We start from the raw sequence: 24,175 nt of genomic DNA on the forward strand, positions 1-24,175 counted from the left end.
CGGATGGACAGCGGGGCGCCAAAGGGAAGCTTCGGCCGCCATCGCAAGATCATGCCGTTTGTATCAGGCTCGATCGAGGCGTTGCGCGATGCCTCCCGCGAAAAGGCGGCTTCGCTCAACCAGCATGTGCTGGGCTATGGCGCGCAAGCCGAAGCGGAATGGGCGGCGGCGGGTATTGCCGCGCCCGACCTGCCGGCAATGCGAAAATACCGGCTCGAGCGCATCCGCGCCGAGCTGAAGCGCCGCGGCTATGCCGGCGCCTTGCTCTATGATCCCGTCAACATCCGATATGCGACCGACTCGACCAACATGCAGCTCTGGGTCGCGCACAATCCGACGCGGCATTGCTTCGTGGCCACCGAGGGTCCGGTGGTGCTGTTCGACTACTTTTCCTGTGAGCACCTGTCCGATCATTCCGGCATCGTCGACGAAGTGCGGCCGGCGGTGTCGTGGATGTACCTCTATGGTGGGGAACTGACCGAGCAGAAAGTCCGCCGCTGGGCCGCCGGTATCGCCGATTTGGTCAGGGCACATGGCGGCGGCAACAACCGCATCGCCGTCGACCACATCAATCCGGAAGGTGTTGAAGAACTCCACCGCCTTGGCATTTCCATCGGCAATGGCGAGGCGGTGATGGAAAACGCGCGGCTGATCAAATCGCCGGATGAAATCCTTGCCATGCGCCGCGCCGTCGTCGCTTGCGAGGCAGCGATGGGCGAGATGGAACAGGCGCTCAAGCCCGGTATCTCCGAGAACGATTTGTGGGCGCAACTCCATCGCGGCAACATCGCGCGCGGCGGCGAATGGATCGAGACCCGGCTGCTGACGTCGGGACCGCGCACCAATCCATGGTTCCAGGAATGCTCGTCGCGGATCATGGAGGCGGGCGATCTCGTCGCCTTCGATACCGATTTGATCGGCCCCTACGGCTTCTGCGCCGATCTCTCGCGCACCTGGCTCTGTGGCGACACAAAGCCGACCAACGAACAGCGCGACCTGTTCCGCATCGCCGCCGACCAGATCGAGTACAACACCGCTTTGATGCAGCCCTGCGTCTCGTTCCGCGATCTGGTCGAACGCTCGGCTGTACCGCCTCGAGACTGCTTCCCAACTCGCTACGGCGTGCTCTACCACGGCGTCGGACTGGCCGACGAATATCCGACCTTGCCGCATGCCAGCGACTGGACATCCGATACACCCGACGGCGTGCTGGAACCGGGCATGGTGCTGTGTGTGGAGAGCTATATCGGCCGGCTTGGCGGTCGAGAGGGTGTCAAGATCGAGGAACAGATCCTGATCACCGACACCGGCAACGAAAAGCTTTCAACCTACCCGTTGGATCGGAGGCTGCTCGGCTAGCCCGGCAAGGGCTTCACGCATCGCGCGCACGTTTTTTTCCGGCGTCGTCCTGGCGGTGATGAACGGCAAGCCTTTGCGCCTTCCCGTCCAGCCGACGATCCTCACAGTTTTCGCCGCCGGCTCGAAACGTTGTGCCAGCGCCCAGCTTTCGCAATCTATCGCGGCAACATCCGCTTTGCCTTCGGCGACCGCCACGATCGAGTCGCGATGACCGCCGCTTTCGCTGCGCGATGAAAATATGGTCAGGTTTTCGCCGGCCGCTTTCAGGTCGCGTGTCAGCGCGATGATGCCCGACATGGAATCGAGGCTGTTGAAGGTGAAGCGCCTGTCCCGGATGAGGTCGAGCGGCAGCAAGGCCTTGCCATCGGCGGGCGACCGAACCTCCGGCCCCTCGCCCGAACGCATCACCAGCGCGCTCGAATAAAGTTCGCCCTGGCCGCCTTCATAGGCATCATAGCTTGGCTGGCCGACCACCTGCACATGCCGGGACAGACCGAGTTCCATCGGCCCCCAGCAGGTCTGCGCGAACAGCAGCGCCGGATGCATCCAGAGCTTGTGGAAATCGAGTTCGTCCGGCGGCAGGGTCGTCGGATTGGGCGCGACGAGTTTACCTTCGCCGTCCCGAATGCCGCCCGGCACCGGCGGCAGGTCGCCATTGCGGCGCACGATGGATTGCGGCGCATCGATACCCTTTCGCCGGAAGGCATCGCGCAACGACGCCCATTGGGCATCGACCTCGTCGCGCGCCTCCGGCCAGTCATACATCGGCAACGCCGCAATCAATTCGCTCATGCGATATCAAACCACCATGCCGGGATAAAGGATCGCAAAAACGCGGCGCCCAATCAGAATTGGCCGACACGGTATCCACTCTACACGCGGATACTATTCCTTGGGCGGTTCGGCGGGAACCGGCGCGCTGCCAAGCCCACTGATGCTGCGCGCCCTGACGCGCGGCTTGAACGCCCTGCCCGGCTCGGGCGCGCGCCGCAGAACCGGATGCACGATCGGCTCCTTGGCCTTGAAGGCATAGGATCTGAGCAGCGCGAAATAGTTCGGATAGGCATAGCCATTGTTCATCCGCAGCCATTCCTCCCGCCGGTCACGAAACAGCTTCGGCAGCCGGTACCAGGCGATGGTCGGGCTCTTGTGATGGACGAAGTGCAGATTGTTGTTGAGGAACAGGAATGACAGCGGCGAGCGCTCCACAATCACCGTGCGGCCTTCCGGATGCTCCGACCATTGGTGCTCGGCATAGGTGCGAATCGAGATCAGCGACTGGCCGAGCCAGACCGGCACCAACACATAGAGCCAAACCGGCATGCCAAAGCCGAACTGCACGACCGGCAGCACCACGGCAAGGCCGATCGCATGCAGCAGCCAGGCCTTGCGGATCGCCTTGTCTCCGGCAATCACATGCTTGGCGTCATCGATGAAGAAGCCGATGCAGGACAGCCATGGCCCCAGGACGAGGCGACCTGCCATGGTGTTGTTGACCTTCAGCACGAATTTCATCAGCGGCGGCATTTCTTCGTGCATCCAGAGCGCCTGGTAATAGCTCTCGGGATCGTCGAGAGGATCGGTCAGCCGCTCGTCCGCATGGTGGCGCAGGTGAATAGTCTTGAAACGGCGAAACGGCCAGGCGAGGCCGATCGGCAAGAAGACGAAAGCTTCATTGACGAGGCCGTTGCGGGTCGGGTGCCCATGCAGCACCTCATGCATGATAGAGGATTGCAATGCCAGCGTGACGGCCATGACGATCAGCGCTGCTGTGGGATACGATGGCCAGAGGAAGAAGCCGGCGGCGAACCATGTCCCGTAGCAGAAGAGAGCGAGAACCACCGTCGGCCATTCGATGGCCGGTCTGCTGCTTCGACGGATGCTCTTGCCAGCCATGCTATCGACCACTGTCCCTCAGTCGCCGGAACCCCAACTGGTTCCTGACAGCATTGTGTCAGGAGAGATGATTCCACTCAACGCGACAAAGTGCACAAAATGTTGCGATTGCGCATTCTTGACCGCATATGTTGCACATTGTAAACAATCTTAGGGATTCATTTACGCCTCGGGCACCTAATTAGCTTAACTCCGGCGCAAATTTTTCCTACGGAGGATAAGGGCGAGGCCATGGACAAGCGCGATCTGTCGACGATCTTCCGGGAGCGTCTGAAGCTCCTCCTGACACGATCCGACCTCAACCAGTCGGCTTTCGCGTCAGCAGTCGGCATCGACAGGTCGGCGTTGTCGCAACTGATGTCGGGTGCCTCGACCCGCCTGCCACGTGCCGAAACGCTTCTGAACATCGCCGCCGAATTCAAAGTGTCGCTAGACTGGCTGCTTGGCCTCAGCCAGGATGAAGGCGTGACCGGCGAAATCCGCGAGAGCCTTGAGATCGAGGAAGCGCCCGACGGTTTCGACCGCACGCTGCTCGCCAAATGGTTCGCGGAAGCGGCGGGCACCAAGATCCGCTATGTGCCTGCCGGCATTCCCGATCTCCTGCGCACCCACGCGCTCGTCGACTATGAGGCCAACATCACCAACAGGAGCCGATTGGCGCAGGCCAGCGAAACGCAATACCGCATCGAGTACAACCGGCGGCCGGAAACCGACATGGAAGTCTGCATGCCGCGCCACACGCTGGAGATCTTCGCCCGCGGTCTCGGCGTGTGGGACCGTTTCCCGGCGGCCGACCGCCAGCAGCAGCTTGCCCATATGGCAACGCTGCTCGACGACCTCTATCCGACCTTCCGCCTGTTCCTATATGACGGCCGCATGCGCTATTCCATACCGCTGACCATTTTCGGCCCCTATCGCGCGGCGATCTATGTCGGCGACATGTATGTGGTGCTGAACGCCACTCAGCCGGTCCAGGCCTTGACCCGACATTTCGACAATCTGATCCGCGCCGCCGACATTAATCCGCACGAAGCGGCAGCCTTTGCACGCAACCTCGCCGGTATGTCGTTCGCATCAGGCTCTGCCTGAGCACTCAGCGCCGCATTTTCATTGACTAGACATAAAGACTTCTTTATATCCTTATTCGAATTTCCATACATGTTCGAATTCCAAGACACGAAAGCCAATCCGATGACGAGCAATCCGATCGATGCGTTGCTGGCTGAAAAGGGCGTGCTGCTGGCCGATGGCGCCACGGGCACCAATTTGTTCGCCATGGGTCTGGAGGCCGGTGAGGCGCCGGAACTGCTGAACGAAACCGCGCCCGACACCATCACCAGCCTGCACCAGAATTTCGTCGACGCAGGCGCCGACATCATCCTGACCAACTCGTTCGGCGGCACCCGCCACCGGCTGAAACTGCACCATGCGCAGGACCGCGTGCATGCGCTGAACAAGCGCGCAGCCGAGATCGCCCGCGCCGTCGCCGACAAGGCCGGCCGCAAGGTGATCGTCGCCGGCTCGGTCGGTCCGACAGGGGAATTGCTGGTGCCGCTTGGCGCCATGACCTATGACGAGGCGGTTGACGCCTTTGCCGAGCAGATCGAGGGTCTCAAGGAGGGTGGCGCCGAAGTCGCCTGGATCGAGACGATGTCGGCGCCCGGCGAGATCCGCGCGGCTGCCGAAGCCGCCATACGCGTCGGCCTGCCCTACACCTATACCGGCTCGTTCGACACCGCCGGTCGCACCATGATGGGCCTGCTGCCGAAAGACATCCACGGCGTCGCCGACGGCCTGTCGCAAGCACCGCTCGGGGTTGGCGCCAATTGCGGCGTCGGCGCTTCCGACATCCTGGCCTCGCTGCTCGACATGACCGAGGCCAAGCCGGAGGCGACTGTCATCGTCAAGGGCAATTGCGGCATTCCCGAATTCCGTGGCACCGAGATCCACTATTCCGGTACGCCGGAACTGATGGCCGACTATGTCAGGCTCGCCGTGGATGGCGGAGCCAAGATCATCGGTGGCTGCTGCGGCACCTCGTTCCAGCATCTGGCCGCGATGCGCAAGGCGCTCGACGCCCACACCAGGGCGGATCGCCCGACGGTCGAAAAAATCGTCGAGCGCATAGGCCCGATGCGCAACAAGGTGGCGACGGCAAACACCGCCGAGACCAGCGAAGCACGCCGCGAGCGGCGGCGCAGCCGCGCCTGACGCGATTTCCTTTGCGGTTATTCGCTGTTGTCGGCGTAGCTTGACAGGGCCGACTTGAAATCAACCACGTTGTCGCCGCGCATTGTTGCCAGCGCGCCGGATGCGCTCGGATCGGAAATCTGCTCCAGCATGGCGCGGAAGCGGTCATTGGTCAGCGCCGACATGGCGGTGTGGCGCGCCTGCGCGACATCGTCGCTGATGCGTCTGGATTCGGCTGACGGTGATAAACCCGCCGAAGCATCACGTGCCGGCGGAGTCGGGTTGGCGATGGTTGTGATTTTCAATTCCGGCTCCCTCAAGCCTTAGACATGACCGGTGTAGCGAGAGGAAATTGCGATCCGGTACCGGAAATGCCGAGCAATTTAACGATCCCGTGCGGATCGCTCCAACTTGCGGCAGTATCGTCGTCGACCAACTAGATCAAAGGCGGAAAAAGTTTACGCAGGAACCCGTTAAACCAGGAGGCCTGCGCTGCATCATGCAGGCTTATAAGACGATCCTGTTCTTCACGCGTCTGCGCGCCCGGCTTGTCATAGTTCGCGGTCGGGCGGTCCTGCACACGTCGAAATCCTGTAGGCGTGACTTCCGGATGGAACTGCAGTCCGTAGATCTTATCACCAATGCAAAAAGCCTGGTTGGGAAACGAGGCGCTCGAAGCAAGGTGCCGAGCGCCTTCAGGCAATTCAAAGCCGTGCCAGTGTGATTGCGTGACATGGATCGGCTCGGACAGAAAATCCTCCGCTCCCTCTGTCGGGTAGAGTGGATAGCAGCCAAATTCGTGCACGCCGCTAACCGGCGGACCGACATGAGCACCGCGATGCCAGGCGATCTGCTGCGCGCCCTGGCAGATGCCGAGCAAGGGGATATCGGAGCTCATGCAGAAGTCGATAAATCGGTACTCGTTCAGCAAGAATGGATGCAGTGACGTGTCGTAGACATTGTACATTCCGCCGTAGACCACGCCGCCCGCGACATCCTCATCAACGTCCAGCACCTCTCCGGCATAGGCTCGACGCAAGACGGGCTCGTAGCCGCTTTGCTGGAGGTAGGCGAACACACGGTCGTCGGCAGGTTCGTCGCTGTGCCGCACCAGGATAATACGTCTCTTCATTGCTCTCTGCCTCCCGCTCGCCAGAATGGGTGGCGGACAAGCATGGCGCAACGAAAAAAAGGCCGGCAAGGGCAAAGATCCCTAGCCGGCCTGCCTCACCCGCCCGTCGGCCGGTGATCAGAACGATCCCGTCATCTGAAAGAAACCGGCCGTCATCGCCACTACCGGTTGCCGCCCAGCGCCGAGGCAAGGCGCACAAGCGAAAGGAACTCGGACCTGTACCCAAACGGGTCGGCTCCTCGGGCGGCGGTGGCAATCTCCATGATCTTGTCGTAGCCGAACTTCCCGGTCGCATCCTCGTCGCGCAGCTTCTGGCCGAAGGCCGCGACGGCGACGGAGAAACGCTGGTCGGTACTCGCCCGGTCGAAGGACGCGACCTCGTTGGCCGAGGTCACCGGCGTGGTGATCAGCTTCGAGACATCCTCGTTGGGCAGCTTGTAGCGGATCTTGACGAAGGCATATTCGTCCGCATTGGCAACGCCGCCATTGTTGACCGTCGCCTGGCCGTAGCGTAGCGGATCGATTTGCTCACCACCACCGCCTTTGGGCGTGATCTCGTAGATCGCGGTGACCGAATGCCCCGAGCCGATATCGCCGGCATCGACGCGGTCATTGTTGAAATCCTCGCGGTTAAGCGCCCGGGTCTCGTAGCCGATAAGACGATATTCGGAGACCTTGTCCGGGTTGAACTCGACCTGGATCTTCACGTCCTTGGCGATGGTGAACAGCGTCGAGGACGCGTCCTCGACCAGCACCTTCTCTGCCTCGGCCAGCGTGTCGATATAGGCGGCGGTGCCGTTGCCGTTCTGGGCAATGGTCTGCATCATTTCATCGTTCAGATTGCCGCGGCCGAAGCCGAACACCGACAGGAACACGCCGGTCTTGCGTTCGCTCTCGATCAGCCGCTTCAGGTCGTCGTCATCGGTCTGGCCGACATTGAAGTCGCCGTCAGTGGCAAGCATCACCCGGTTGACGCCGTCCTTGATGAAGGACTGCTGGGCAAGCTTGTAGGCTTCCTTGATGCCGGCCTCGCCTGCCGTCGAGCCACCGGGCCGCAGATTGTCGATGGCATTGAGGATCTTGTCCTTCTCGGCAACCTTTGTCGGCATCAGCACGGTGCCGGCATCGCCCGCATAGGTGACGATCGAGATGGTGTCGTCGGCCTTCAGCTTGCTGACCAGCAGCCGGAACGCCGACTTGAGCAGCGGCAGCTTGTCCGGTTCGTCCATCGAGCCCGACACGTCGATCAGGAAGACCAGATTGGCCTCCGGCTGCTCGGTCGGCTTGACGTCGAAACCCTTGATGGCGACGTGCATCAGCTTGGTGTGCGCGTTCCACGGGGTCGGCATGACGCTGACGGTCGAGTTGAACGGCGTTGATACCGAGTCCGGCCCCTTCCAGTCATAGGGGAAGTAATTGATCATCTCCTCGACGCGAACCGTGTCGGCTTGCGGCAGGTACCCCTGCTTCAGCGAGCCGCGCACGAAGGAATAGGACGCGGTGTCGACATCGATCGAGAAGGTCGAGACCGGGTCCTCCAATGCGGCGTGCACCGGATTGGTCTTGAAATCCTGGACGCGGTCGCGGTTTTCCTCCTGCGGCGCCACCTGGTCGGCCGGGATGGCCGCCGGCTGCTGCGGGGACATAAGCTTGGGCTCGGCAGCCGGCATGCGAGCAACTCGCGACGGTGCGCTTGTCGTGCCATCCAGTGCGAATTCACCTTTGGGGGCCGGTGCTGGCTTGTAAGCCCGCAAGGTGGCCGACTGAGATTCGTTAACTGTTGCCGGGGCGTCAGCATTCGGCGTCACGTTTTGCGTACGTCCATCCTGCGGTGCCAAGCCCCCGACGGCAGTCGTCTGCGACTGTGGCGGAGAAGCTGGTGGCGCAAGCGCGTCGCCGCTGGCATCGCGGCTTTCCACGTCCACGTCTGCCTTTTTGTCCTTCTCCAGCGCCGCCGCAGCCTGTTTCGGCTCGGCGGTGGTTGTCTTCAGCGTCGCCGGCTTGTCGGCCAGTGTCTCGGTGATCTTCTCGTCGCCGCCGACCGGCGACGGCTGTTCCCTCAGCATATGGAAGGTGGCGTACCCGGCGATCGGCAGGGCGACGAGGCCGGCAAGGGCCGGCGTGGCAATGAGTTTCTTTTGCATGATCTCGCTCCAGAGCTTTTGTGCTCGCTCCGTGAGACGAAGGCCGCCAGCCGATCCTTGGGTGACAGGGGAAATATTTTCCTGATCGTAGGCGCGCAGGGCGGCTTCGAAGGCGCGTGCCTTCGCGCTCTCGCCCGGCGCCGGTACCGCTGCATTGCTCAGCTTTCTGAGTTCGTTGTCGTCGACCATGGTCACACTTCCCCGGCTGAACGCATCAACGTCTTCAGCCGTTTCTTCGCTTCATGGATGTGCCAGGAAACCGTCGTCTCCGAGATCGCCATCGCCTCGGCGGCGGCCGCGTGGCTCAAGCCTTCGCCATGGACAAGCATTACCGCATCGCGCTGCTTGTCCGGCAATTGCCGCACCGCCGCCCACAACGCCTCGGTCGGGTCTTCACCCTCGGCCGGGCCGTCGCCCGAAATCAGCGCATGGACGCCATAGGCCTCGGTCTTGACCGTCTCGCGCTGGGTCTTGCGCATCGTGTCGCGCGCCGCGTTCATCGTCATGGTGTAGAGCCATGTCGTGAACGCGCCGCCGCCGCGATAATCGCGGATTGCCTTGCCCAGCCTGACACAGACTTCCTGGGCGATGTCTTCGGCATCGGCCTTCCTGCCGCACCAGCGATAGGCGGCGCGATAGACGAAGTCGTAGTGACGCTCCAGCAATTTGCCGAAGGCCCCCCTGTCTCCGCCCTTCGCCCGCCCAATCAGTTCGGCGTCGGAGGCTTCGCTCTCATCCAGCATCATCGCCATCATTTGCCTGTTGGACGAAGGCTAATGGCTAATCCTTGGGGTGATGGAAAGATTTTTCTCGAATTGGACGTTTGTGTCTGGGGCGTGTCGAGTCAGGCAGGCCGGCCTCGCCTGAACGTCAACACGCCTGGCCCGCCGCCCAGCCCGACGACCACGCCCATTGGAAATTATAGCCGCCGAGCCAGCCGGTGACGTCGACGACCTCGCCGATGAAGAACAGGCCCGGCATCAACTTCGCCTGCATCGTCTTCTGGTCGAGGCTGTTGGTGTCTACCCCGCCGAGCGTCACTTCGGCCGTCCGGTAGCCCTCCGAACCGGCTGGCTTGATGCGCCAGTCGTTGACCGCGACCTCGACTGTTTTGATCTGGGCCTCGGAAAGGTCGGCGAGGTTGCCGTCTAGCCCGGTTCGCTCGGCTATCGCCTGAGCCAGCCGTTTCGGCAGATGATTCGCCAGCACGGTCTGCACCGCTTGCCGGCCATTGCCACGCCTGGCGGCGCGGACGAGCTCAGCCACATCAGTGCCCGGCAGCATGGCGATGCGGATCTCATCGCCCTCGCGCCAATAGGAGGATATCTGCAGGATGGATGGCCCACTGACGCCGCGATGCGTGAACAGCATCGCTTCGGAAAACCGCGTCTTGCCGCAGGCAATCTCGGCGTCGACCGCGTTTCCGGCCAGGGGCGAAAGCCGCTCAAGCGTTTTTGCGTCAAAGGTCAACGGCACCAGTGCAGGCCGTGTTTCGACGACGGCAAGGCCAAACCGCTCGGCAAGCTCGTAGCCGAAGCCCGTCGCGCCCATCTTGGGGATCGACTTGCCGCCACAGGCCACGACGAGGGACTGGGAGGAAACCGAGCCCGTGGAGAGGGTGAGTTCAAACCCTTCCGCGGTTTTGCCGATAGTCTCGACGCGGGTCGACAATACCAGCTCGGCGCCCCTGCCCCGCATTTCCGAGACTAGCATATCGATGATCTGGCGCGCGGAGCCGTCAGAAAACAGCTGCCCCAATGTCTTCTCGTGATAGGCAATACCGTGGCGTTCGACCAGCGCAATGAAATCGCGCTGCGTATAGCGGCTGAGCGCCGAGATGCAGAAATGCGGATTCCTCGAGATGAAATTCTTCGGGCTCGCATGGATGTTGGTGAAATTGCATCGGCCGCCGCCGGAGATGCGGATCTTTTCGCCAGGTGCCGCCGCATGATCGAGGATCAGCACCGAACGGCCGCGCTTGGCCGCTTCCACGGCGCACATCATTCCGGCGGCGCCGGCGCCGATGATCACGACATCATAGGATTGCATAATGTTGATCGTTCCCGCGCGGCTCCCGCTCATTCAGCGAGACGCCCTGATACCGCGAACGGATTGGGCAGCCAACAGGCGAGAACAGACGCGAGACTCAGGTCAGTGTCTCGGCGAACAGCGCCGTCAGCCGCTTCCAGTGACGCTCGGCTCCAGCTTCGTCGTAGACGCTGTGGTCGGGCACGCACCAGCCATGCGCCATGCCGACATAGTTCTCCAGCAGATGGTCGACTTCCGCCGCCCTCAGCGCCTCGGCCAGCTTGGTCGACTGCTCCGGTGGAAAACTCCGGTCGACGCCCGCCATGCCGACATAGACGCGCGCCTTGATGGAAGCCGCCTTGCGGTGCGGGCTGTCGGCGGCATCGCTGGCTAGGTTGCCGCCATGAAAACTGGCGGCGGCCTTGACCCTGTCGGGGTAGGTCGCGGCCGCGTTGAGCGCCCGTGCCCCGCCCATGCAATAGCCCACAGTGCCGATCGGTCCCGTGACGCCTTCGCCGGCGAGCGCGTCGACAAAGGCGGCGCTGTCGCTGATGGTCATTTCCTGCGTCGTACCGGTGACCAGCGCCATCAGCGGCGCCTTTGTCTTTTCTTCGACAAAGGCGGTCTTGGCGGCGAACGGCCCATAGGGAGCATTGCGATAGAATAGATCGGGCACCAGCACCGCATAGCCCTCGACCGCCAGCCGTTCCGCCATCTGGTCAAGCGCCGGGCGAGGACCGAAGGCATCCTGGTAGAGAATGACACCGGCCTTGGCTGAAGAGACCTTGACCGAGCGGAACAGGCCCGCCTTCGCCACGCCGTCACGGGTCTTGATGTGAAGGTCCTGCTTCGTCATTGCCTGCTCCGTTTGCCAGATGCGCGATACATATCCGCGCAAGCCGCCACGGCAAGGCGTTCCCTGAGCCCGATAGTCAACATTTCGTGCGGAATCGCGTGATGCGCTTGCAGGCTGCCTGCGGAAAGTTTCGATCAGCTTTGGCCCTCGAGGCGTATGGTCCTGGCTCCGACATGCTGCGCACGGCCGGCGCCGCACCCCATGATGGCAGCGCCAAGACCGAGCGCGACGAACAGAAAGGCCGATACCGAAAAACTGCCGGTCCAGCCACGGATCAGTCGGACCAGAAGCGGACCGGTCGCGGTCAAGGCGCCCATCGGCGTAGCCTGCTTGGCGGGGGCAAAAATCAGGTGGCGGCCCGTGCAAAACTAGCCATGTGAAACGCCTGAACCTCCGGCGGATAGCCATAGGAGCAGCCATAGGGGCAGGCGTTGCGATCGAGGCAACCGCCACTGCGGCACGGCTCGCCATTCGCCCCCCGCACATGCGCAAGGCAGGCCTGGTAGGCGAAACCATCCGTCGAATAAGCGTCGACCGGACAGGATTTCAGACAAGGTTTGTCGACGCATGTGTCGCAAAGATGGATCGTCTCCCGAAATTCCGGAAGCGTTATCTCCTCCTCGAACAGCAACGCGCCGCGATAAGCATGCCAAAGCCCGTATTGCGGATGCATGAGGATGCCGAGCGGGGACGGCTTCAGCCCCTCCGCCCGAACAGCCCATTGCTGGAACGGCAGGTAAGGCTTGTCCGAGGGCGAAACGAAGCGGGCACCAAACTCTTGCGCTACCTCGCCGATGACCTGCCGTGACCAGGTGTCGAGCGGATCGGCGATCGCCTGTGGCTGTTGCTGCCGCCAGCGCAGGAAATGCGGCCAAGGCGCGGCACCCGCCTGCCCTACCAGCAGGACAGACTTTGCCGGCCGACCCGAGGCGCCATCAGGAACACCCTCGTCATCGCGAAAAAGAAGACCGCCACGCAGGATGAGGCCGTTGGCGCCAAGCGCGGCCGTGATCTCGTCGATCATGCCGCGCATGCAATCATCCCTTCTTGTCCGGATCGGAGAAGGCGCTCCGCCAGACTTCCTTGTGAATGATGTTGGCGACTTTAGCCCCGCCTGACTCGGGCTCCTTTCAGGTGAAGGCGTCGGGCATCGACCCCTTCTTCTTGGCGATGAAATCCTTCAAGGCTTCGTCGATGCCTTCATCAAGGTGCGGCGCTTCGTAGACCTCCAGCCAGCGCCGCGCCAGATCGTTGGCGCGCTGCGGTGCGGTCTTCTGGCCCTCGGCCAGCCACTGCTCGTAGGAGTTGTTGTCGGCGATCGACGAGCGGTAGAATGCGGTCTGGAAATTGGCCTGCGTATGGTCGCAGCCGAGATAGTGGCTACCCGGGCCGACCTGGCGGATGGCGTCCATCGCCTGGCCGTTTTCCGACAGGTCGACGCCCTCGGAGAATTTCTGGGTCATACCGAGCTGGTCGATATCCATCATGAATTTTTCGTAGCAGGAGGCCAGTCCACCTTCGAGCCAGCCTGCCGAATGCAGGACGAAATTGGTGCCGGCGAGAATGGTCGAGTTCAGCGTGTTGGCGCTCTCATAGGCTGCCTGTGCGTCCGGAACTTTCGAAGCACAGAGCGAGCCTCCGGTACGGAACGGCAAGCCGAGCCGGCGGGCGAGTTGTGCCGCGCCATAGGAGACCAGCGACGGCTCCGGCGTGCCGAAGGTCGGCGCGCCCGACTGCATCGAGATCGACGAGGCGAAGGTGCCGAACAGCACCGGCGCGCCCGGACGGATCAGCTGCGTGAACGAGGCGCCGGCCAGCACTTCGGCCAGGACCTGCGTCAGCGTGCCGGCGACCGTCACCGGGCTCATCGCGCCGGCCAGGATGAACGGCGTGACGATGCAGGCCTGGTTATGCCGCGAATAGACTTTCAAGGCGCCGAGCATGGTTTCGTCGAACACCATCGGCGAGTTGGCGTTGATCAGGCTCGTCAGCACCGTGTTGTTCTCGACGAAGTCGTCGCCGAAGACGAGCTTGGCCATCGCCACCGTGTCCTCGGCGCGCTCCGGTGCGGTCACCGAACCCATGAACGGCTTGTCGGAATATTTGATGTGCGCGTAGACCATGTCGAGATGGCGCTTGTTGACCGGCACGTCGACCGGCTCGCATACCGTGCCGCCCGAATGGTGGATCGACGGCGCCATGTAGGCAAGCTTCACGAAATTCTGGAAATCCTCGATCGTCGCGTAGCGCCTGACGCCGTCGAGATCGCGCACGAAGGGCGGACCATAGACCGGTGCGAATACCGTCGCATTGCCACCGATCTGCACCGAGCGTTCTGAATTGCGGGCATGCTGGGTGTAGATGGGGGGGGCGGTCTTCAAGAGCGAACGGCAGAGTCCCTTGGGAAAATGCACGCGCTCGCCCTTGACGTCGGCGCCGGCCTCTTTCCAGAGCTGCAGCGCTTCCGCGTCATCGCGAAAAATAATGCCGATCTCTTCCAGCACCGTGTCGGTGTTCTTCTCGATGAGCGCCAGGCCTTCTTCGTTCAGCACCTCGTAGACGTTGATCTTGCGCTTGATGTAGGTGAGCTGGGTGCCGGGGCCGCCGCCGGAGCGCGCCGCACGCCTGGCCGCTGCTCCGCCGCTGGCGCCGCGCCCACGGCGCGCGTTTGACGCTTCCTGGTCGACTGCCGCGTGTTCGCTCATGATCGCTCTTCCCTGAATATGGCCTGCCTGACTATGGCTGGTCCGTAACCGTTGCAGCCGCATGACGCGGCTTTGCCCGGATCGTAGCCATGCACCCTATTCGAAACGGCCCGTCCGCGCCAACGCCTGTCGCAAAATCGACAAGAAAACCGATAGATTTTCCAGTCGCTTTCCTTTTGCGGGAAGTCGCAAATCAGCTATGGATACCCGCCCGTTGCGGGTTAGGTATGAACACCAATATTTTGTGCCTTGCGACACAGTCGCGATGCCGTGAGGAGCTGGATAAAAATGTCCGACGACGAGATCATCCTTTCCGAGCTTTCCGACGACGAGCTGGTGCAGCAGATGCACGACGATCTCTATGACGGGCTGAAGGAAGAGATCGAGGAAGGCACCAACATCCTCCTCGAGCGCGGCTGGGCGCCCTACAAGGTGCTTACCGAGGCGCTGGTCGAAGGCATGCGTATCGTCGGCGAGGATTTTCGCGACGGCATCCTGTTCGTGCCGGAAGTGCTGTTGTCCGCCAACGCCATGAAGGCCGGCATGTTCATCCTGCGTCCGCTGCTCGCCGCCACCGGCGCGCCGAAACAGGGCAAGATGGTGATCGGCACCGTCAAGGGCGACATCCACGACATCGGCAAGAACCTCGTCGGCATGATGATGGAGGGTGCGGGCTTCGACGTCATCGATCTCGGCATCAACAACGCGGTCGAGAAGTATCTCGACGCGATCGAAAAGCACCAGCCCGACATCATCGGCATGTCGGCGCTGCTCACCACCACCATGCCCTACATGAAGGTCGTTATCGACACGATGAAGGAAAAGGGCATTCGCGACGACTACGTCGTGCTGGTCGGCGGCGCGCCGCTCAACGAGGAATTCGGCAAGGCCGTCGGCGCCGACGCTTATTGCCGCGACGCGGCGGTGGCGGTCGAGACCGCCAAGGATTTCATGAAGCGCAAGCACAACGTGCGTGCTTCGGCCTGATCCAAGGCATCAGGGCGACGAAAGAAAAGCCGCGCCTTGCAGCGCGGCTTTTTTGTCCCCAGATGAGAGACGGCCGCCGATCAATTGGCGACGGTGTCTTTGACCGCCCTGGCCGTCGACTTGACATCCTTGCCGACACCCCGAACGGTGTTGGCGCAGGCCGTAAGTGCAAGAGCGCAGGCAAGGATAGCCATCGGCGCTATGCGTAGTAGTTTCATGGACGGTGTCTCCCTCGAAAGATAAATTAGCCCCGCAGCGAAAAGCCGGCTCGACTTGGTCAAGACGAAAAAAACAAAACCGAATCAGACAGACAGGCTGCTCGTCATCGCCTGCGGGATGATTGCGCGCGAGGTGTTGGCCGTCAAGGAACAGCTCGGGCTGGATCACCTCGAATTGACATGTTTGCCGGCGGAGTTTCATTTCCATCCCGACCGCATCGCGCCGGCCATGGACAAGGCGATCGAAAAGGCCAGGGCGGAAGGCTATGAACACATCTTCGTCGGCTATGCCGATTGCGGCACTGGCGGGCTGCTTGACCGCGTGTTGGAGAAGCATGGCGTCGAACGCATGGCCGGCCCGCATTGCTTCGCCTTCTATCAAGGCATGGAAGCCTATGCGAAGGTCGCCGACGACGACATGATGTCCTTCTACATGACGGACTTCCTGTGCCGCCAGTTCGATGCCTTTTTCATGAAGCCGCTCGGGCTGGACAAGCATCCGGAGCTGATCAAGGACTATTTCGGCAACTACGAGAAGCTGATCTATCTGGCGCAGACCGATGATCCGGAGCTCGACAAGGTCGCGGAAAAGGCCGCCGCCCTGCTCGGCCTCGCCTACGAGCGCCGCTCCACCGGTTTTGGTGACCTGACGCCAGGCCTGGCGCGGGCGGCCGCGAACGCCTGACGGCTTCAGGCCGGGTCTTCGGCTGCCAGCGCCGCCATCACGTCGGCAAAGCGCGTCCTGCAGGCAAAACCCAGCCTGTCCCTCGCCCGCGACGCGTCATAGATCCGGTCGATCGAGGAAAACATCGTCCAGCCCTTCCTCGCGTAGAGAGCGGGAAATTCAGGAAAGTACCGCGCCACCACGGACGGCGCATCCCTGATCAACGCCTCGCAATCTTCGGGTTGGAACGGCGTCGGCGCACAGACTATGAAGATGTCGAAGCCGAGCTCCGGTGCCTTCTCCAAGGCCACGACATGCGCCTGCGCCGCGTCCTCCACCGTCAGCCGCCGAAACAGCAGTTCGTTTGCTTTGGTGTTGGCGTCCGATTGCTCGATGGCATGCGCCATGTCGTCGGCCTCGGGGAAGAAACGTGCCGTGCGCAGCACCACCACCGGCAGCCCGTGCTGGAGATGGTAGAGACGGCAGAGATGCTCGGCCGATAGCTTGGTGACACCGTAGATATTGCGCGGCTCGGGCGACATCGCTTCCGTCAGCCACGCCGCCTTGCGCGCACCGCCCTTGAGGCCGTCGCGCATCGCCTGCGAAATCATCAGTGAGGTCGTTGACGTGAAGACGAACCGTTGCACATTGGCAGCCACCGCCGCGTCGAGCAGGTTTAGCGTGCCTTGCACGTTGGCCGCGATGAAATCGCTGTTGGCATGGCTGTCTATGTTGGGCTTGTGCAGCGCGCCGCTGTGAATAATGGCCTCTGTCCGGTTTTCTCCGACGGCGCGCATGACGAGGTCACGGTCGGCGATCGAACCGACGATCCGCGTTTCGGCCGAAGGAACGGGATCGAGGCCGGTGACGTCGTGTCCAAGTCCACGCAGGAGCGGCGCCAACGCGCTGCCCAGCCAACCCGACGATCCCGTAAGCAAGATTCGCATGCGTCACCATAAGTTTTGACCGAGACGCTGTTAAGCACGATGACAGGCGCCAGCGACCCGGTAAGTTATGCGCCAGGCGGCAGCAGCGCCGTTCCAGACAAACAGGGAATCCTTTGATGATCCTTCGCCCATTGATCGCCGCCCTTGGTCTCCTCTGCTGCAGTTTGCCCGCCCTTGCCGACGGTCAAGTGCAAAAACTGATCACGCCTGCCGATAAGGCGCGGCTCGACAAATATGGCGACACCCGCAAGGCGGCGCTCGCCGAAGCAAAGGCGGCCAACCCCGCCGAGCTCAAGCAACTCGACACGCTGTTGGCCAAGCCGCTGGTCGCCTTCTCCGACAAGGATCTCACCGGCAAGTGGCGGTGCCGCACGATCAAGGTCGGCGGACTGAGCCCGCTCGTTGTCTATGGCTGGTTCAAATGCAGGGTCACCGATGATGGCTCCGGTTGGCGACTGGAAAAGATCAGCGGTTCTCAGCGCACCCAGGGCCGCTTCTTCGACGACGGCGACAAGCGCTCGATCTATCTTGGCTCCGGCTCCGTCAACGACGATCGGGCAAAGCCCTATGGCAGCGGCCCGCAAACCGACCAGGTCGGCTACGCCTTCCGAAACAGTGCCAAGGAATGGCGTATCGAGTTCCCCGCGCCCTATTATGAATCGAAGCTCGACATCGTGGAGTTAAAGCGCTGACTGGGGTCTTCATGCGTTGGTAAGGCTTCGGCATACCAAGGATTAACCTGCCCGCCCTAAGGTCCGGCCAACTCAGCCGGTCCTTGGAGCACGGAAAGATCAATGGCAGCGTCGCAACCAAATCCGCGACCTATTGTCGTCGTCACCGGTGGCGGCGCGCACGTCTGGGCCATGATCAACGACCTCGCCGACCGCGTCGGCCCTGTCAGCGTCGTTCTCGAAATCCCTGAATCGAAAAAGCAATTGCTGCGCGGCCGCGCCCGACGCCAGGGCTGGATCTCTGCCATCGGCCAGCTCGGCACGATGGTGCTGAGCAGGCTCGGCAAACGGCTTAACGTCAAACACGCCGCCCGTTTGATTGCCGAGGAGAAGCTTGAAACGGAACCGCGGCAAGGCCAGGTCATCGTCCATGTGGCATCCGCCAACGGGCCGGAATGTCTGCAGGCAATCCAGACGATCAAGCCCGGCGTCGTGCTGCTGAACGGCTGTCGGCTGATTTCCAGGGAGATGCTGGCCAAAATGCCGTGTCCGGTGCTCAACTATCATGCCGGCATCACCCCGAAATATCGCGGCATGAATGGCGGCTATTGGGCGTTGACGTCAGGCGATCCGCAGAATTTCGGCACCACCGTCCATCTGGTCGATGCGGGTGTCGACACTGGTGGCGTGCTGAAGCAGGTGCGCGGCAAGCCGAAACAAGGTGACACCATTTCAAGCTATGCGCTGCGCCAGGCGGCGTTTTCGCGCGACATCTGCGTCGAGGCGGTCAGCGACGCGTTGGCCGGTAAACTTGCAACGTTCGATCCAGGGCTGCCATCAAAGCAGTGGTACCACCCGACGATCTGGTTCTACGTCTGGACAGGGCTGAGAACCGGCATTTGGTAACGCATCCGGTGTCCGGAACGGTGCAAACTCCGCCGCCTTTATCGCTGCAGTGACCCCGTCGCGGCATGGGTCGCAAACGAATAAACGCACCTTTCATTTTACGACATCCAAATGCGTCGCTTTTGAATGCGCGCGCGTCGTCCCATAACAAGCGGGTCAACTGCGCTTGCGGCAATGCTCGGGGATCGAGGAGCGAGAATTCATGGCCGATCTTATCGTCGTCTACTGGCGCGACATTCCTGCCCAGGTCATCGTCAAGAAAGGCCGGCAGAACGCCAAGCGCGAACTGCCGTTGCGCTTCACCGAGGCGATCGACATGTGCGCCATGCGCACCGGCGCCGGCGGCACGGACGACTATCTGGCCGAGTGGCGCAAGGCTGATCCAGTTCCGGTCGGTGACGATCTCGAAGCCGAGGTCGAAAAGGCCTTCAACGAGATCGACGCGAAATATGACCGCGAGCGGCTGGTCGCTCTGGTCAAGGCCGGCGGCAAAGAAATGTCTGAAACCACTCCCGTGAGCAAGGAAGGGGTGGCCATTACGCAGGCCACTCAGGTCAAGAAGGCGGCGCCGAAGTCCGACTACAAGCCGGCCGATGTCTCGCCGCAGCGGCGCGTACAGCGCTCCTTCGCGATACGGCTGTGGTCGATCAGGCATTCGCGCTTGCTCGAATGGTTCTACGCCCGCTTCGCCGACACGTTCTTGCTGCTGCATCCCTTGTGGAAGGGTATCGGCTATGGCCGTGTCGAGGCTCCAATCAAGTTCGTCGAAAAGCGCGTAAAAGGCTTCATGTTCGACTGCCGCATGTGCGGTCAGTGCATCCTCTCCTCGACCGGCATGTCTTGCCCGATGAACTGCCCCAAGCAGTTGCGCAACGGCCCTTGCGGCGGCGTGCGCGCCAACGGCAATTGCGAGGTCGAACCCGACATGCCCTGCGTCTGGGTCAAGGCCTGGGAAGGTTCGCGGAACATGGTCAACTCCGACAGGATCCTCACAGTGCAGAAGCCGGTCGATCAGTCGTTGCGCGAAACCTCTGCCTGGCTGCGGGTAACCGCGCAGGCCGCGGCAGCCCGTGAAGCCGCCGCTGCGGCGAAGACCGGAGCCTCCTCGTGACCGGCCGCCAGCTCGACGAAAATCCGGCCGGCATCCATTTGCCGCTCGATCCCCTGCCCGGCCACACCTCGCGCGGCCGCCTGGAGCGCGTGCTCAGGCGCGGCGAGTTCGCGGTGACGACCGAACTGAACCCGCCCGACAGCGCCGATCCGGAGGATGTCTACAACCGTGCAAAGATCTTCGACGGCTGGGTCGACGCCATCAACGCCGTCGATGCGTCCGGCGCCAATTGCCATATGTCGTCGGTCGGCATCTGTGCGCTTCTGACCCGCATGGGCTACGCACCAATCATGCAGATCGCCTGCCGCGACAAGAACCGCATCGCCATCCAGGGCGACGTGCTGGGCGGCGCCGCGATGGGCGTCGCCAACATGCTGTGCCTGACCGGCGACGGCGTGCAGGCCGGCGACCAGCCGGGCGCCAAGCCGGTGTTCGACCTCGATTCCATGTCGCTGTTGGAGACCTGCCGCATCATGCGAGACAACGGCAAGTTTCTGTCCGGCCGCAAGCTGACGACGCCGCCGCAGCTGTTCCTGGGCGCTGCCGTCAATCCGTTCGCGCCGCCCTTCGACTTTCGCCCGATCCATCTCGGCAAGAAGATCGCCGCCGGCGCGCAGTTCGTGCAAACGCAGTATTGCTTCGACGTGCCGATGTTCAAGACCTTCATGCAGAAGGCACGTGATCTCGGCCACACCGAGAAAGTGTTCATCCTGTGTGGCGTCGGCCCTCTCGCTTCCGCCAAGACGGCAAAATGGATCCGCTCCAACGTGCCGGGCATCCATATCCCCGACGCTATCATCAAGCGGCTGGAAGGCGCCCAGGACCAGAAGAAGGAAGGCAAGCAGCTCTGCACCGACATCATCAACGAGGTGAAGGAAATTCCCGGTGTCTCCGGCATCCATGTGATGGCCTATCGCCAGGAGGAATATGTCGCCGAGATCGTCGATGAATCGGGCGTGCTGAAGGGCCGCCAGCCGTGGAAGCGCGAGATCCGCCGCGACGACCAGATGGTCGCCGACCGGCTGGACCACATCCTGCACGACGACATTACCGAAACCCAGGTGGACATGGTGAAGACCGCGCATTGACTTGCGCGGAGAGCGACCATTCGCTTGATCGACAAGAGATAACGATATAAAGAACTCTTTATATCACGACGGAGAGATTTCATGACCCGGACCATCGTCGCCTCGGCGACACGAGAAATCATCATCGGCTTCGACCAGCCTTTCTGCGTGATTGGCGAACGCATCAACCCGACCGGCCGCAAGAAGCTCGCCGCCGAGATGGTGGTCGGCAATTTCGAGACTGTCATCAAGGACGCGCTGGAGCAGGCCGCCTGCGGCGCCACCATGCTCGACGTCAATGCCGGCGTCACCTCGGTCAACCCGAACGAAACCGAACCTGGCCTTCTGGTGCAGACGCTGGAGATCGTCCAGGGCCTGGTCGATCTGCCGCTGTCGATCGACAGTTCCGTCACCGCCGCGATCGAGGCCGCGCTGAAAGTCGCCAAGGGCCGGCCGTTGGTCAATTCCGTAACCGGCGAGGAGGAAAAGCTCGAGGCCATCCTGCCGCTGATCAAGAAATACAATGTGCCGGTCGTCGCCATCTCCAACGACGAGACCGGCATTTCGATGGATCCGGACGTGCGCTTTGCCGTCGCCAAGAAGATCGTGCAGCGCTGCGCCGATTTCGGCATCCCGGCGCATGACGTCGTCGTCGATCCGCTGGTGATGCCTATCGGCGCGCTGGGCGATGCCGGCCGCCAGGTGTTCGCTCTGCTGCGTCGGCTCCGCGAAGAGCTCAAGGTCAACACCACCTGCGGCCTGTCCAACATCTCCTTCGGCCTGCCGCACCGCCACGGCATCAACGCCGCCTTCATCCCGATGGTGATCGGCGCCGGCATGACCTCGGCGATCATGAACCCGGTGCGGCCGCAGGAAATGGAAGCCGTGCGCGGCGCCAACGTGCTGAACGGCACCGACGAGAACTGCACCAAATGGATCAAGACCTACAAGGACTACAAGCCGGCCGAAGGCGGCCACGCGGTGGCGGCGCCGACAGCGGTCAATGCGCCGGGCGAAGGCGGCGGCAATGGCGGCCGCCGACGCGGTGGCCGTGAAGCCCGGATGGGTCGGGGATAAGCGCGCAATCGTGAACTCGCCTGCAAACATAATCGATCCGCTCGTGCTGTTCATGCCGTCAGGCAAGCGCGGGCGGTTCCCTGTCGGCACGCCCGTGCTCGACGCCGCGCGCCAGCTCGGCGTCTATGTCGAGAGCGTGTGCGGCGGACGCGCCACTTGCGGGCGCTGCCAGATCGAGGTGCAGGAAGGCAATTTCGCCAAGCACAAGATCACCTCCTCCAACGATCATATTTCGCCCAAGGGCCCTAAGGAAGAGCGCTATGAACGCGTACGCGGCCTGCCCGAACGGCGCCGCCTGTCCTGCTCCGCCCAGATCCTCGGCGATCTCGTCATCGACGTGCCGCAGGACACGGTCATCAACGCCCAGACCATCCGCAAGGATGCCGACACCAGGGTCATCGCCCGCGATTCCGCGATCCGCATGTGCTACGTCGAGATCGAAGAACCAGACATGCACAAGCCGCTTGGCGATCTCGACCGCCTGAAGATCGCCCTGATGAAGGACTGGAACCTCAAAAGCCTGGACTTCGATTTTTATCTGCTGCCGCAGGTGCAAGGTATTTTGCGCAAGGGCAACTGGACGGCGACCGCCGCCATCTACAAGGATACGGACACCGAGACAGCGCGCGTCATCGCGCTGTGGCCGGGCCTCAAGAACGAGGCCTATGGCCTGGCTTGCGATATCGGCTCGACCACCATCGCCATGCATCTGGTGTCGCTGCTGTCGGGCCGCGTCGCCGCCTCGTCCGGAACGTCGAACCCGCAGATCCGCTTCGGCGAGGATCTGATGAGCCGCGTCTCCTATGTGATGATGAACCCGGATGGCCGCGAAGGCATGACGGTTGCTGTCCGCGAGGCAATCTCCGGCCTCGTCGACAAGGTTTGCGCGGAAGGCAATGTCCAGCGCAACGACATCCTGGATTCCGTCTTCGTCGGCAATCCGATCATGCATCACCTGTTCCTCGGCATCGATCCGACCGAACTCGGCGGCGCGCCCTTCGCGCTTGCCGTCTCGGGCGCCGTTCGCATCAAGGCATCCGACATCGGGCTGAAGCTCAACCAGGGCGCACGGCTCTATATGTTGCCTTGCATCGCCGGCCATGTTGGCGCCGACGCGGCGGCCGTGACCCTGTCCGAAGGTCCGCACCGCCAGGACGAGATGATGCTGATCGTGGACGTCGGCACCAATGCCGAGATCGTACTCGGAAACCGTACACGGGTCGTCGCTGCCTCCTCGCCGACCGGTCCGGCCTTCGAAGGCGCCGAAATCTCCGGTGGCCAGCGGGCCGCGCCCGGCGCCATCGAGCGCGTGCGCATCGATCCAGACACGCTGGAGCCGAAATACCGTGTCATCGGCTCGGAACTGTGGTCCGATGAGCCCAACTTCCTCGACAGCGTGCAGGCTACCGGCGTCACCGGCATTTGCGGCTCCGGCATCATCGAGATCGTCGCCGAAATGTATCTCACCGGCATCATCTCCGAGGATGGCGTCGTCGACGGATCGCTTGCCGCGCGCTCGCCGCGCGTCGTCCCCAACGGCCGCACCTTCTCCTACGTGCTGAAGGAAGGCGAACCCAAGATCACTATCACCCAGACCGACGTGCGTGCCATTCAGTTGGCCAAGGCGGCGCTCTATGCCGGCACCAAGCTGTTGATGGAAAAACAGAACACCGAGCATGTCGACCGTATCCACTTCGCCGGTGCCTTCGGCTCCTTCATCGACCCGAAATACGCCATGGTGTTAGGTCTCATCCCCGATTGCGACCTCGACAAGGTCTCGGCCGTGGGCAACGCCGCCGGCGCGGGTGCTCGCATGGCGCTGCTCAATCGCGGCTATCGCCGCGAAATCGAGGAGACGGTGAGCCAGATCGAAAAGATCGAGACGGCGCTCGAGCCGAAATTCCAGGAGCACTTCGTCTACGCCATGGCGCTGCCCAACAAGGTCGATCCGTTCCCGAAACTGTCGGCGGCGGTGAAGCTGCCGCCGCGCAAGACGGTGAGCGAGGATGGCATCGCCGGAGATGCAGCACCGCGCCGACGCTCCCGCGAAGGCCATGCTGCTCGGCGCGGCCGCGAATAGACGCGCCGGCCACTCCCTTGATTTATTCGTATGCAAATGTTTCCGGATCGTCCGATCCGGAAACCGAAATGCTGTTTTCGCGAAATCCAGCAGATACATGCACAGCGCATTTACCCGCACATCGAACGGCGGCCAAG

23 protein-coding genes and 2 pseudogenes are annotated in these 24,175 nt (G+C 62.3%); 12 read left to right on the top strand and 13 right to left on the bottom strand.

Going from position 1 to position 24,175, the window contains the following annotated elements:
- Positions 1 to 3: 3 nt before the first annotated feature.
- Positions 4 to 1,359, top strand: a complete 1,356-nt coding sequence (locus AC3CB8_RS22165; protein ID WP_352564754.1) for a M24 family metallopeptidase — start codon at positions 4 to 6, stop codon at positions 1,357 to 1,359.
- Here AC3CB8_RS22165 and AC3CB8_RS22170 read toward each other — a convergent pair.
- Positions 1,324 to 2,151: a phosphate/phosphite/phosphonate ABC transporter substrate-binding protein gene (locus AC3CB8_RS22170; RefSeq protein WP_023783112.1), complete on the bottom strand. Its 828-nt coding sequence runs from the start codon at positions 2,149 to 2,151 to the stop codon at positions 1,324 to 1,326. The two genes, AC3CB8_RS22165 and AC3CB8_RS22170, sit on opposite strands and share 36 nt — an antisense overlap.
- Before the next feature lie 93 nt (positions 2,152 to 2,244).
- Positions 2,245 to 3,255, bottom strand: coding sequence for a fatty acid desaturase (locus tag AC3CB8_RS22175; protein WP_031240914.1), 1,011 nt, complete (start codon positions 3,253 to 3,255; stop codon positions 2,245 to 2,247).
- A 231-nt stretch (positions 3,256 to 3,486) separates the two neighbouring features.
- Between AC3CB8_RS22175 and AC3CB8_RS22180 the strand changes: the two genes are divergently transcribed.
- Together AC3CB8_RS22180 and bmt are read left to right on the top strand one after the other, a co-directional pair.
- A complete protein-coding gene (locus AC3CB8_RS22180) occupies positions 3,487 to 4,344 on the top strand; it encodes a helix-turn-helix domain-containing protein (protein WP_023769870.1) in 858 nt (285 codons plus the stop codon).
- Positions 4,345 to 4,413: 69 nt separating this feature from the next.
- On the top strand, positions 4,414 to 5,466 hold the full coding sequence (gene bmt, locus AC3CB8_RS22185) for a betaine--homocysteine S-methyltransferase (RefSeq protein ID WP_084056045.1): 1,053 nt from the start codon (positions 4,414 to 4,416) through the stop codon (positions 5,464 to 5,466).
- A gap of 17 nt (positions 5,467 to 5,483) precedes the next feature.
- Here bmt and AC3CB8_RS22190 read toward each other — a convergent pair whose 3' ends face one another.
- The 9 genes and pseudogenes from AC3CB8_RS22190 to AC3CB8_RS22230 form a co-directional block, all read right to left on the bottom strand.
- Complete coding sequence (locus tag AC3CB8_RS22190) at positions 5,484 to 5,750, bottom strand: hypothetical protein (protein ID WP_352564751.1); 267 nt, start codon at positions 5,748 to 5,750, stop codon at positions 5,484 to 5,486.
- 131 nt (positions 5,751 to 5,881) lie between these two features.
- Positions 5,882 to 6,577: a glutamine amidotransferase-related protein gene (locus tag AC3CB8_RS22195; RefSeq protein ID WP_023783108.1), complete on the bottom strand. Its 696-nt coding sequence runs from the start codon at positions 6,575 to 6,577 to the stop codon at positions 5,882 to 5,884.
- 161 nt (positions 6,578 to 6,738) lie between these two features.
- Entirely contained in the window at positions 6,739 to 8,910 is a 2,172-nt protein-coding gene (locus tag AC3CB8_RS22200) for a vWA domain-containing protein (protein ID WP_352726265.1), read from the bottom strand.
- A 2-nt stretch (positions 8,911 to 8,912) separates the two neighbouring features.
- The gene (locus AC3CB8_RS22205; RefSeq protein WP_352564748.1) at positions 8,913 to 9,473 is read right to left on the bottom strand and encodes an RNA polymerase sigma factor; all 561 of its coding nucleotides are present in this window, start codon (positions 9,471 to 9,473) and stop codon (positions 8,913 to 8,915) included.
- A 118-nt stretch (positions 9,474 to 9,591) separates the two neighbouring features.
- Complete coding sequence (locus tag AC3CB8_RS22210; protein ID WP_352596380.1) at positions 9,592 to 10,770, bottom strand: BaiN/RdsA family NAD(P)/FAD-dependent oxidoreductase; 1,179 nt, start codon at positions 10,768 to 10,770, stop codon at positions 9,592 to 9,594.
- A gap of 97 nt (positions 10,771 to 10,867) precedes the next feature.
- On the bottom strand, positions 10,868 to 11,605 hold the full coding sequence (locus AC3CB8_RS22215; RefSeq protein WP_352564747.1) for a dienelactone hydrolase family protein: 738 nt from the start codon (positions 11,603 to 11,605) through the stop codon (positions 10,868 to 10,870).
- 134 nt (positions 11,606 to 11,739) lie between these two features.
- Positions 11,740 to 11,913 (bottom strand): annotated as a pseudogene (locus tag AC3CB8_RS22220) (cyanate transporter); the annotation flags it as partial.
- A gap of 38 nt (positions 11,914 to 11,951) precedes the next feature.
- Complete coding sequence (locus AC3CB8_RS22225; protein WP_352564746.1) at positions 11,952 to 12,638, bottom strand: hypothetical protein; 687 nt, start codon at positions 12,636 to 12,638, stop codon at positions 11,952 to 11,954.
- 97 nt (positions 12,639 to 12,735) lie between these two features.
- Positions 12,736 to 14,310: a trimethylamine methyltransferase family protein gene (locus AC3CB8_RS22230; protein WP_023791780.1), complete on the bottom strand. Its 1,575-nt coding sequence runs from the start codon at positions 14,308 to 14,310 to the stop codon at positions 12,736 to 12,738.
- Between the two features lie 288 nt (positions 14,311 to 14,598).
- Here AC3CB8_RS22230 and AC3CB8_RS22235 point away from each other — a divergent pair, with 288 nt between their 5' ends.
- Positions 14,599 to 15,297 (top strand): corrinoid protein, encoded by a 699-nt coding sequence (locus AC3CB8_RS22235; RefSeq protein WP_015317429.1) that lies wholly within the window; start codon positions 14,599 to 14,601, stop codon positions 15,295 to 15,297.
- Positions 15,298 to 15,377: 80 nt separating this feature from the next.
- Here AC3CB8_RS22235 and AC3CB8_RS22240 read toward each other — a convergent pair whose 3' ends face one another.
- Complete coding sequence (locus tag AC3CB8_RS22240; protein WP_015317428.1) at positions 15,378 to 15,515, bottom strand: entericidin A/B family lipoprotein; 138 nt, start codon at positions 15,513 to 15,515, stop codon at positions 15,378 to 15,380.
- Positions 15,516 to 15,570: 55 nt separating this feature from the next.
- On the opposite strand from AC3CB8_RS22240, the gene AC3CB8_RS22245 reads away from it, so the two are divergent.
- Complete coding sequence (locus AC3CB8_RS22245; protein WP_023769859.1) at positions 15,571 to 16,200, top strand: DUF1638 domain-containing protein; 630 nt, start codon at positions 15,571 to 15,573, stop codon at positions 16,198 to 16,200.
- A 5-nt stretch (positions 16,201 to 16,205) separates the two neighbouring features.
- On the opposite strand, the gene AC3CB8_RS22250 is transcribed toward AC3CB8_RS22245, so the two are convergent.
- The gene (locus AC3CB8_RS22250; protein WP_352564745.1) at positions 16,206 to 17,126 is read right to left on the bottom strand and encodes an NAD-dependent epimerase/dehydratase family protein; all 921 of its coding nucleotides are present in this window, start codon (positions 17,124 to 17,126) and stop codon (positions 16,206 to 16,208) included.
- A 116-nt stretch (positions 17,127 to 17,242) separates the two neighbouring features.
- Between AC3CB8_RS22250 and AC3CB8_RS22255 the strand changes: the two genes are divergently transcribed.
- The 7 genes and pseudogenes from AC3CB8_RS22255 (at position 17,243) to AC3CB8_RS22285 (ending at position 24,038) form a co-directional block, all read left to right on the top strand.
- Positions 17,243 to 17,818, top strand: a complete 576-nt coding sequence (locus AC3CB8_RS22255; protein ID WP_023769857.1) for a DUF4893 domain-containing protein — start codon at positions 17,243 to 17,245, stop codon at positions 17,816 to 17,818.
- 102 nt (positions 17,819 to 17,920) lie between these two features.
- Entirely contained in the window at positions 17,921 to 18,703 is a 783-nt protein-coding gene (locus AC3CB8_RS22260; RefSeq protein ID WP_023791788.1) for a formyl transferase, read from the top strand.
- Between the two features lie 202 nt (positions 18,704 to 18,905).
- Positions 18,906 to 19,199, top strand: a pseudogene (locus AC3CB8_RS22265) (virulence factor); the annotation flags it as partial.
- Entirely contained in the window at positions 19,200 to 19,814 is a 615-nt protein-coding gene (locus AC3CB8_RS22270; protein ID WP_023769855.1) for a methylenetetrahydrofolate reductase C-terminal domain-containing protein, read from the top strand. It abuts the pseudogene before it with no gap.
- The gene (locus tag AC3CB8_RS22275; protein ID WP_023783098.1) at positions 19,811 to 20,902 is read left to right on the top strand and encodes a methylenetetrahydrofolate reductase; all 1,092 of its coding nucleotides are present in this window, start codon (positions 19,811 to 19,813) and stop codon (positions 20,900 to 20,902) included. The genes AC3CB8_RS22270 and AC3CB8_RS22275 overlap by 4 nt, the downstream gene beginning before the upstream one ends.
- A gap of 81 nt (positions 20,903 to 20,983) precedes the next feature.
- Complete coding sequence (locus AC3CB8_RS22280; RefSeq protein WP_023769853.1) at positions 20,984 to 21,958, top strand: methyltetrahydrofolate cobalamin methyltransferase; 975 nt, start codon at positions 20,984 to 20,986, stop codon at positions 21,956 to 21,958.
- Positions 21,909 to 24,038 carry an ASKHA domain-containing protein gene (locus AC3CB8_RS22285; RefSeq protein WP_352564743.1) on the top strand — a complete coding sequence of 710 codons (2,130 nt, stop codon included), beginning with the start codon at positions 21,909 to 21,911 and terminating at the stop codon, positions 24,036 to 24,038. Before AC3CB8_RS22280 ends, AC3CB8_RS22285 begins: the two co-directional genes overlap by 50 nt.
- The last annotated feature ends 137 nt before the right edge of the window (positions 24,039 to 24,175 follow it).

This window comes from Mesorhizobium sp. P160927, assembly GCF_057766385.1.